The organism is Actinoalloteichus spitiensis RMV-1378 (assembly GCF_000239155.1).
Taxonomy (GTDB): domain Bacteria; phylum Actinomycetota; class Actinomycetes; order Mycobacteriales; family Pseudonocardiaceae; genus Actinoalloteichus_B; species Actinoalloteichus_B spitiensis.
The window spans coordinates 1-2,032 of sequence record NZ_AGVX02000467.1 but is presented as its reverse complement, the minus strand read 5'-3'; the positions used below and the strand labels follow the sequence as shown (position 1 = coordinate 2,032).

Here is a 2,032-nt window from a genome sequence, read left to right as displayed (position 1 = left end):
GCTGCCCGCCGCGCCGCTGGCCGCCGACGGCTCGGTGCTGCCACCGCGCGCGCTGCGCCCGACGGTGCCGCACGAACTGTCCAATGTCGCCGTCAAGGCGCTCGCCGGCCCGGAGAGCGTGATCAACACCGGCAACATCCGGACCGCCGCCGCCCTCCTGCCCGTGCTGGAACGGGCGGCGGACGCCGGCAGCCCGACCCAGAACCTGATGCGGGAGACCCCGGCGCGCGGGAACACCGACTCCCTGTGGCGCACCCAGGACATCCCGAAGGACAAGGCCAGCAAGCGGAAACTGCGGATCGGCGTGGCCGTGCTCGCCGCGGCGACGCTGATCGTGGTCGGCTGGCTCGGCTTCCAGGTGGTCTCCTTCTTCAGCGGTGACGGCGGATCGGGGGCCCGACCCCAGTTCGACGTGGGAGCCCCCAGCTCGAACAGCGCGGATCAGCAGGGGGCCGAGCCAGAGCCGGAGCTCGCCGCTGGCCCGGTCGACGCGGTCAGCGCCACCGAATGGCAGCCGGCGGGCCAGCAACTGGACTCGCCGGACCGGGCCGCGAACGTGCTCGACGGCGACCCAGCAACGGAGTGGAAGACCGCCGAGTACAACGCGCCGTTCGACGCCGCCAACGCGCTCAAGCCGGGCGTGGGCCTCATCCTGTCCCTGGACCAGGTCACCCAGCTCACCTCCGTGACCATCGACTCCCCGTCGGCCGGCGGGCGGGTCGAGGTGCGCACGGTCGCCTCCGCCAGCCCGGGCAGCCCGGAGGACGGCGAGTTGCTGGCCGTCGCGGAGCTGACCGACGGGGCCACCACTGTGGAGTTCGACGAGGCCAGCCAACCCACCCAGCACGTCCTGCTCTGGGTCACCGGCATCGTGCCCCTGGACAACGGGCGCCACCAGACGGCGATCCGCGACGTCTCCCTGGAGGGGCTGCTGCCGCAGTGATGGCCGGTGGGGCGGCCCGTCGTGGTGCCGCCCCGCGCGGGCCGGGCGGGTCATCTGGTCGATGCTCTCCGTGGACATCACCCGTCGCGTACGTCAGACGGTTGAAATTCACTCGAACAGCGGGTTTAGGTTTCGTTCAGACAGCAGCGGGAAACAGACTGTGGTCTCGGTTTCCGACACGTGGTACCGCTATTCTCGGCGTGTGACAGCCCCAGCCAGTTCGGATGCCGACCTCATCGCGGCTCACGCTCATGGGGATCCTCACGCCTTCAGCGAGTTGGTCCGACGCCACCGGGACCGGCTCTGGGCGGTCGCGTTACGGACGATGCGCGACCCAGAGGAAGCCGCGGACGCACTCCAGGACGCACTGATCTCCGCCTTTCGGGCGGCGTCGTCCTTCCGCGCCGAGTCCCGGGTGACAACCTGGTTACATCGGATCGTGGTGAACGCGTGCCTGGACCGGATCAGACGAAAACAAAGCCGTCCCACCGTCCCGCTCCCAGACACCGGCCCGGGGGAGCCCGCGAGCCCTCGGGACGCCATCGCGGAGCAGGACACCCGCCTGGCGGTGCAGGACGCGCTCGCCGCGCTGCCGGAGGAGCAACGCGCCGCGATCGTGCTGGTGGACGTGGAGGGGTACTCGGTGGCGGACACCGCCAGACTGCTCGGAGTCGCCGAGGGAACCGTGAAGAGCCGCTGCGCCAGAGGCCGGGCCCGGCTGGCGAAACTTCTGGGGCACCTCAGGAACCACGGTGCAGTTGCGAACGTCCCATCTGACGCTGTTGGTGACCGCCAACGTCGCGACCGGGAGGGACGATGACCCGCAATGAGTGGGAAGGGCATGAGCTCGACCCGGCGAGCAGGTCCCGACCCGACGCGCCGGGCGATCCCGGCCTGTCCCTCGACGTGCTGGCCGACCTGCACGGTGACGTGCTGGACGCGGAGACGGCCAGGGACCTCACCGCGAGGCTGGCCAACGACGCCGAGGCGAAGGCCGTGCTGGACGCGTTGGACGCTGTACACGCGGACCTGGCGGCCTTCGGCTCGGAACTGTCCGCCGCCAGCACCACGATGCCCCCCGAGGTCGTC

1 protein-coding gene and 2 pseudogenes are annotated in these 2,032 nt (G+C 70.9%); all 3 read left to right on the top strand.

Annotated features, from left to right (window positions below; all coding sequences use genetic code 11):
• Positions 1–943 (top strand): annotated as a pseudogene (locus tag ACTIDRAF_RS29870) (hypothetical protein); the annotation flags it as partial.
• Positions 944–1,145: 202 nt separating this feature from the next.
• Complete coding sequence (gene sigM, locus ACTIDRAF_RS0219305) at positions 1,146–1,763, top strand: RNA polymerase sigma factor SigM (protein WP_016700367.1); 618 nt, start codon at positions 1,146–1,148, stop codon at positions 1,761–1,763.
• Positions 1,760–2,032: pseudogene (locus ACTIDRAF_RS29865) on the top strand (hypothetical protein); the annotation flags it as partial. The gene sigM and the pseudogene ACTIDRAF_RS29865, both read left to right, overlap by 4 nt.